The sequence below is a fragment of the Mesorhizobium sp. M4A.F.Ca.ET.022.05.2.1 genome, from assembly GCF_003998845.1.
GTDB lineage: Bacteria > Pseudomonadota > Alphaproteobacteria > Rhizobiales > Rhizobiaceae > Mesorhizobium.
On record NZ_RZOJ01000332.1, the window covers coordinates 1 to 6632 of the forward strand.

Below are 6632 nucleotides of genomic sequence, written 5' to 3' on the forward strand. Positions count from 1 at the left end.
GCCTTGGGTGCCGATCCCGAAAGCCGCGGCGCTGAGGCCGGCGAGCTACGCCGGGTTGGCACTGGCGGGTGCGCTCGAGGGCAAGCGGCTCGGCGTGCCCAGAATGTATATCGGGCGCGACGCGGACGCGGCAAGGCCCATCGAGACGCGCGCCTCGGTGCTCGACCTCTGGCGGCAGGCCGCGCGCGACCTCCAGGCGCTCGGCGCCGAGGTGGTCGAGGTCGACTTCCCCGTCGTCTCCAACTACGAGCGCGACCGGCCGGGCGCGAAAACCATGGTCGAGCGCGGGCTGGTGCCCGAGGATTTCGCCGCCCGCGAGATCTGGGATCTCTGCATCTGGTCGTGGGACGATTTCCTGCGCGCCAACGCCGATCCGGTCCTTCCCGATCTCGCCTCGGTCGACGGCGCAAAAATCTTCCCGCGGCCGCCGGGCGCGCTGCCCGACCGCTATGGCGACGACGGCTTCGACCTCGCCGAATATGTCGGGCGGGCGAAGCAGGGCGTGACGCCGTTCGAGCGCATCCCGACAATGCAGGCCGGCCTCGAGGGGCTGGAGGAAACGCGGTGCGTCGATTTCGAGGACTGGCTGGACGCGCAAGTGCTCGACGCCGTGGTGCTGCCCGCCGCCGCCGATGTCGGCCCGGCCGATGCCGATGTCAACGAAGCGTCTGCGCTGCTGGCCTGGCGCAACGGCACCTGGGTCGCCAACGGCAATCTGGTGTGGCGGCATCTCGGCATCCCCACCGTCACCGTGCCGATGGGCACCATGGCCGACATCGGCATGCCGGCCGGGCTGACCTTCGCCGGCAAGGCCTATGAGGATGTGGCGCTGCTCTCGATGGCCGGCGACTACGAGCGCGCCACGCAGCGCCGGACCGTCCCGCCGCGTACACCGGCGCTGGCGGAGGATGTGTTTGCGGGCGGGAAGGGCAACGCCGCTTCGGCCCAGCCCGGTGAGACGCCACTTGCCATCACGCTCACCGCCGAGACCATTCCTGCCGGCGACACCGACGAGATCGTCGTCACGCTGGATGCCGGCGCTGCCGATGGGGCAAACGTCAAGGTTCACGTCAACGGCGAGCCGGTGGCGATGCGGCATGACGGCAATCGCTACACCGGCCGCGTGTCCGTGCCCGCCGCTACGCATCAGGGCATCCACAGCGTCTGGCGCGGCGCTTATGGCTCGATCGTCACGGCCGTGGTGCGGCTGCCGGATGGGCGCACCGCCGGGGCCCATGCGGTGACCGGCGGGATAGGGTGAGGGCTGAAGCTGCCAATCTCCCCCCTTGTGGGGAGATCAGTTGGCACCGCCGCTTTCGCCAATCTCCGCCTTCGGGTGAAGCATCCATCCTTGACCCTCCGAACCCTCACGCTATCTTCGCGCCCATGCCAGAATCCAGCCTCGCCCCGCTCATTGTCATCGATCTCCAGACCGGCATGTTCGACGGCCGCTTCGAGCCGCCGATCCATGATGCCGAAGGCATCGTCGCCCGCGCCCGCGCGGTGATCGACTGGGCGCGAGAATCCGGCCGCAAGGTCGCCTTCATCCGCCATGACGGCCCGCAAGGCGATCCGCTGGCGCCGGGCGCCAGCGGCTGGCCGGTATGGCCGGGGCTCGGCCAGGCCGGCGACGAGCCGACCTTCGGCAAGACGGTCGGCGATGCCTTCTCCAATGCCGCGCTTGGCGAATGGGTAGCGGGCCAGGGCGCGGGCGCGGTCATCCTGCTCGGCGCGCAGAGCGACTTCTGCGTTGCGGCGACCGTGAAGGGCGCGATGGCGCGCGGCCTCGGCGTGACCGTGGTGTCCGACGCGCACTCGACGCTCGACACCCCTGCCGAGAGCGCGGCCGAAATCATTGCCCGCCACAATGTGGCTTTCGAAGAGGCCGGCGCGAAACTGGCGACGGCGGAGGCGCTGAGCGGACGCTGAACCCTCTCCCGGAAGGGAAGCGCCCCTCAGCCAACCCGGGGAGACCTCACCATGCCAAGCCTCAACCTGCCCGCCGTAGGTGGATGCCGCTGTGGTCGTGTTCGCCTGAAAATCACCGCGCCGCCGCTGCTGACCATGGCCTGCCATTGCACCGGCTGCCAGCGTATGTCGGCCAGCGCCTATTCGCTGAGCGCGGCGATCCCCGACGAGGCCTTCGAAGTTACCCAAGGCGAGCCAGTGATCGGCGGGCTGCACGGCGCCTCGCGGCACTATTTCTGCCCGCATTGCATGAGCTGGATGTTCACCCGGCCTGAGGGGCTCGACTGGTTCGTCAATCTGCGCCCGACCATGCTCGACGATCCAGGCTGGTTCACGCCCTTCGTCGAGACCTGGACCAGCGAGAAACTGCCCTGGGCGAAGACGCCCGCGGTGCACAGCTACGCGGCGCTGCCTGCGATGGAGGAGTATGGCGAACTGACGGCCGAGTTTGCCCAAGCCTTCACGACGGGCTCCTTCGCAACGGGCGGCTCCGCCGGCTGAGGGCATGTTATCAATATCTCAGCCGGCGGAGCGGGGGGCTGCCACCACTTAATGCCGTCACTGTTGCCCTTGGCATTTTCGAATTGGATAATATTGCGGAACGTCCAGTGGACATTCCGGGAACCAAGCGCAACCAAAACCTTCACGAACCGCGCCATGCCGAGGCGCAGGGTCGTTCTGGAGAGAGCCGGCCGTGGTCGACGGGGCCGCGGGGGCGCATGTTGGGGTGCTTTCGGGCCCGCGTCGACCAGGGCGGCTCGTACCGCCGCGAAAACACCATCGCATATCGGCAACGAAGCGGAACTTCCGCGATAGCGGAATAGGCTGGCGTGATTTTGCGGATTCGAGCTCCAGAGTTGCCACCTTGGCGCGAAAATGGCGATCGCCGGTTGCGGCGCCATCAAGAAACGACTTGCCGAACCCGGCCAACATGATTGGCTACCAGACCACCGGCAAACCGGCTCGGATGTGCAGGCACCGGAGATATGAGGGCGCGCCCGCCAGCAGGTGAATCAACGCTTCAACCGACGGCCTAAGTGTTGGATATCCCAAGTGGCACGCCAGCCGCGGCCGGATGCCGCAAATTAATTTGCATGCAAATGTTTCGTCTCGGCGCCTTTTTGTGAAGCCTTTCACCGTTCTCGTGAAATCGGTCGGATACACATGCGGCGCAAAACTGGCGTCGCGTGACAGGGCAACACTGCCCGTTCCGCCGCTACGATACGGAGGATATCAATGTTGAAAAGCCTTCGCAGGCTTGTAGCCGCTCTCAAGCGCGCCTCCAGGCACAAACACACAATGCGTGCATTGAACGACTTGCCCCCGGAAACCCGGAAGGACATCAACTGGCCGCACTCGGCCCAAAGCTGTCCGGAACCGGTCCAGCCATACGAGATACGGTTGCCCTTCTGAAGCAGTTCCAGGAACAGCGGTCTACCGTCCGTGAGAACAAATGCTTGGAGCGGTTCGGTGGTTGCAGCAAAAGGCTGAACCGCTCTAAGGCTGCGAGGTCGACGCGCAGCGAACGACATGCCGCCGCGCGTCCAGCCGAACGATGCCGGCGGGGCGCCTGGCGGCCCGGCCATCGCCGATCTGGCGGCGTCCTAGCTTATGTCCGCAACAACTTCCCCCGATACAGGGTCGGTCACGCCGAGATCGCCGCCGAGATCTTCAAGCATGTCGCGGAACCCGTCGAGAATGCCGATCATCGACGGCCGCGCGGCGGCGAGGCTGTCCATGTCGTTCCACTCGCCGACAAAGCAGAATGTGCGCTCGCCGGTCTTGATGAGGGCGCCCTTGCGAAAGCCCGCGGCGTTGAGCGCGATGGTCTTGTGCTTCTCGACGAAGGCCTGTTCCTTGCTTGGCTTGGTGCGAAAGCGCACGACATTGTAGGCGGTCATGGTTTCCTCCGATCGGTTTGCGATCAGCCGGCGGGCTTGTAGACGCCCGCGGCCTTGTTGGCGGCCGCGAGCACGGCCTTCATGTCGAGTTCTTCGAGGATGACAAAGTCGCTCAACGAACCGCTTGCCCGCACCGCAAGGGCTATGCCCATCCCGGCAGCCTGGTCCGGCACCTCACCATTGACTACGACGTCATAAGCGCCACGCGTGAACATCAAGCCGGTCATCTTGCCGCCGACGCTTTCAAACAGCGCATTGACTGCAGCTTGCCGGTCCGAGCCCTGCATCAGTCCTTTGGCGGCGTGGGGTGCATAATTTGCCAACACGGTGACCTTCATGGGAATCTCCTCCAGATAACAATGTCTCGGGCCGCTCAATCGTTTGAGCAGCACCGGGTTGCTTGTCCTTTCACTGACATTTGACGTGGCCCGTGGACCGCCTTGGGCAGCCAAGGCCAACGGCGGTGCATAACCGGAGCTTCGCTTCGGTTGCAGTAATATGCGCCTATTCTAATATGACGACAATCCCGCCGTGGACGCGGTTGCAATGGGCCTCATGCGGCACAACAGTCTTCCATCGGCGGTCGCCAAAATGTGCTTTCTCCCTGGCGGAATGGCATTCTGGCTATTCCAACCGGCGAGGGAGCCTGATAATAGGTCAGCCACATTGACCTAAATGCGCATGATCTCGCAAAGCGTGAACCGCTTTTGGACGAGATCGTGCCCGAGCAAGATTGACCATCCACGGGGAGGTGGGCCTTGACCCTGATGAACCTGTTGGCGTCGCGCGCTTCGCGTATGAAGGCGTCGGAAATCCGCGAGCTGCTGAAACTGCTCGACCAGCCGGACATCATCTCCTTTGCCGGCGGCATTCCGGACCCCGCGCTGTTTCCGGCGGACGCCATCAGTGCAGCCTATGCCTCGGTGCTCGGCGGCGCGGAGGCGGGCGCGGCCCTGCAGTACCAAGTCAGCGAGGGCTACCTGCCGCTCAGGAAATGGCTGGCCGGCCAGATGGGCAAGCTCGGCGTCGCCTGCGACGAGGGCAACATCTTCATCACCTCCGGCTCTCAGCAGGCGCTGGACTATCTCGGCAAGCTCTTTCTCTCGCCGGGCGACACGGCACTCGTCACCTGGCCGACTTATCTTGGTGCGCTGCAGGCCTTCAACGCCTATGAGCCACGCTACGATCGGCTGACGCCGGACGGCGGCAACATGACGCCGGCGGCCTATCACGCAGCCGCGGCGGCCGCCGGCGGGCGGGTCAAATTCGCCTATCTGGTGCCGGATTTCGCCAACCCGACCGGCGAGACGCTGGGTGTCAAGCAGCGCGAGGCGGTGCTCGACCTTGCCGGTGATCTCGACATCGCGATCATCGAGGACGCGGCCTACCGCGCGCTGCGCTATGACGGCGAAAGCGTGCCGCCGATCCTGGCGCTGGACTGCCAGCGCTCCGGCGGCATCGACAATGCCCGCACCCTTTATTGCGGCTCCTTCTCGAAGATCCTGTCGCCGGGCATGCGCGTCGGCTGGGTCTGCGCGCCGCGCCGCGTGGTGGAGCGCCTGGTGCTGATGAAGCAGGCCTCCGACCTGCACAGCCCCTCGATCAACCAGGTGGCCATGCATCGCGCCGCCGAGGCGATCTTCGACCAGCAGGTGGAAAAGTTGATCGGCGCCTACCGCGCCCGCCGCGACGGCCTGCTCGGCGCGCTCGAGGCCAACATGCCGGAGGGCGTGACCTGGAGCCGGCCGGATGGCGGCATGTTCGTCTGGGTGACGCTGCCCGAGGGCGCTGACGCCACGGCGCTGCTTGCCCGCTCGGTCAGGGAAGCGCGCGTCGCCTTCGTGCCGGGCAATGCTTTCCATGCCGACGGCACCGGCCGCAACACACTGCGGTTGAGCTTTACCCTGGCCGACAGCCGCGCCGTCGGCGAGGGGATCCCGAGGCTGGCGAAGCTGCTGGGGTAGCACGCCTCGCTATCTCCCACGAAGGGGCGCTCGGATGCCGCCGCCGGAACCCGCCGGGCATGCCGGCCGTTTCATTGCAGAGCGTTCAAACAGTTGGAGGTGAGATGGCTGTCATTCTCATCGGCGCGTTGCTCGTTGTCGCCGGCGTTGTCTATATGGCTGGCGCGGCGCTCTGGCGTGGTCGGCTCAGCGAACCGGCGCCGCTCGGCACCCCCGCCGACCGCTCCGCCTCAAGGTTGGCAACGCCTGGACCGACGCTCGAACCGCGACGGCGCGGGATGGGCTTCCTTGGCTTATCGCCGAACTGGCCGGGCCTGCTGATGATAGGCGTGGGCGTAGTCATGCTGTTGTCGGCGGCAGTGCTTTAAGCCGCCAACTCCATCGCCGCTAGGACCAAGCCGCCGAGATCGGCAGCTTCGGCGATTCACCATCCTCGTCACGCAAAGTTGCACGCCTTCAGCCGATCCTCTCGGCTAAAATGCGGGCGGATCAGCCAGAAGGAGAGGAAAGCCATGACCCTACGCTTTGGCCTCATCGCCCTTGCCCTGTCAGGCTTCGCCAGCCAGGCATCGGCTTTCGAGATTTCCAGCTCATCCGTCTCGGACGGCAAGTGGGACAACAGATACATCGGCGACAGCGCCGGCGGATGCACTGGCGGCAGCGTCTCGATCGCCTTGAACTGGAAGGATCCGCCGGCCGGCACCAAAAGCTACGCGCTCACCATGTTCGACCCCGATGCCGGCGGCGGCAAGGGCTGGTGGCACTGGCTGGCCTGGAACATCCCGGCGAGCGCCAATGG

Annotated in this window: 7 protein-coding genes and 1 pseudogene; 6 read left to right on the forward strand and 2 right to left on the reverse strand. The window is 65.7% G+C overall.

Going from position 1 to position 6632, the window contains the following annotated elements; all coding sequences use genetic code 11:
• The 3 genes and pseudogenes from EN745_RS26560 to EN745_RS26570 all read left to right on the forward strand — a co-directional run.
• Window positions 1–1261: pseudogene (locus EN745_RS26560) on the forward strand (amidase family protein); the annotation flags it as partial.
• A 125-nt stretch (window positions 1262–1386) separates the two neighbouring features.
• On the forward strand, window positions 1387–1929 hold the full coding sequence (locus EN745_RS26565; RefSeq protein WP_126055263.1) for an isochorismatase family protein: 543 nt from the start codon (window positions 1387–1389) through the stop codon (window positions 1927–1929).
• Window positions 1930–1980: 51 nt separating this feature from the next.
• Complete coding sequence (locus EN745_RS26570; RefSeq protein ID WP_127406915.1) at window positions 1981–2469, forward strand: GFA family protein; 489 nt, start codon at window positions 1981–1983, stop codon at window positions 2467–2469.
• A gap of 1103 nt (window positions 2470–3572) precedes the next feature.
• Here the strand turns inward: EN745_RS26570 and EN745_RS26575 are convergent.
• Window positions 3573–3869, reverse strand: a complete 297-nt coding sequence (locus tag EN745_RS26575) for a DUF718 domain-containing protein (RefSeq protein WP_127422633.1) — start codon at window positions 3867–3869, stop codon at window positions 3573–3575.
• A gap of 23 nt (window positions 3870–3892) precedes the next feature.
• Complete coding sequence (locus EN745_RS26580) at window positions 3893–4207, reverse strand: GYD domain-containing protein (protein WP_126055260.1); 315 nt, start codon at window positions 4205–4207, stop codon at window positions 3893–3895.
• Window positions 4208–4636: 429 nt separating this feature from the next.
• Here EN745_RS26580 and EN745_RS26585 point away from each other — a divergent pair, with 429 nt between their 5' ends.
• The 3 genes from EN745_RS26585 to EN745_RS26595 form a co-directional block, all read left to right on the forward strand.
• Window positions 4637–5833 carry a PLP-dependent aminotransferase family protein gene (locus tag EN745_RS26585; RefSeq protein ID WP_189347788.1) on the forward strand — a complete coding sequence of 399 codons (1197 nt, stop codon included), beginning with the start codon at window positions 4637–4639 and terminating at the stop codon, window positions 5831–5833.
• 104 nt (window positions 5834–5937) lie between these two features.
• Window positions 5938–6201: a hypothetical protein gene (locus EN745_RS26590; RefSeq protein ID WP_126055258.1), complete on the forward strand. Its 264-nt coding sequence runs from the start codon at window positions 5938–5940 to the stop codon at window positions 6199–6201.
• A 144-nt stretch (window positions 6202–6345) separates the two neighbouring features.
• Window positions 6346–6632: YbhB/YbcL family Raf kinase inhibitor-like protein (locus tag EN745_RS26595; protein WP_145992142.1), on the forward strand; the 287-nt coding region annotated here is incomplete at its 3' end.

Bases quoted from the DNA above. Each gene is read 5' to 3' on its own strand.
- EN745_RS26565 (WP_126055263.1), top strand. From the start codon at position 1,387: ATGCCAGAATCCAGCCTCGCCCCGCTCATTGTCATCGATCTCCAGACC.
- EN745_RS26570 (WP_127406915.1), top strand. From the start codon at position 1,981: ATGCCAAGCCTCAACCTGCCCGCCGTAGGTGGATGCCGCTGTGGTCGT.
- EN745_RS26575 (WP_127422633.1), bottom strand. From the start codon at position 3,869: ATGACCGCCTACAATGTCGTGCGCTTTCGCACCAAGCCAAGCAAGGAA.
- EN745_RS26580 (WP_126055260.1), bottom strand. From the start codon at position 4,207: ATGAAGGTCACCGTGTTGGCAAATTATGCACCCCACGCCGCCAAAGGA.
- EN745_RS26585 (WP_189347788.1), top strand. From the start codon at position 4,637: ATGAACCTGTTGGCGTCGCGCGCTTCGCGTATGAAGGCGTCGGAAATC.
- EN745_RS26590 (WP_126055258.1), top strand. From the start codon at position 5,938: ATGGCTGTCATTCTCATCGGCGCGTTGCTCGTTGTCGCCGGCGTTGTC.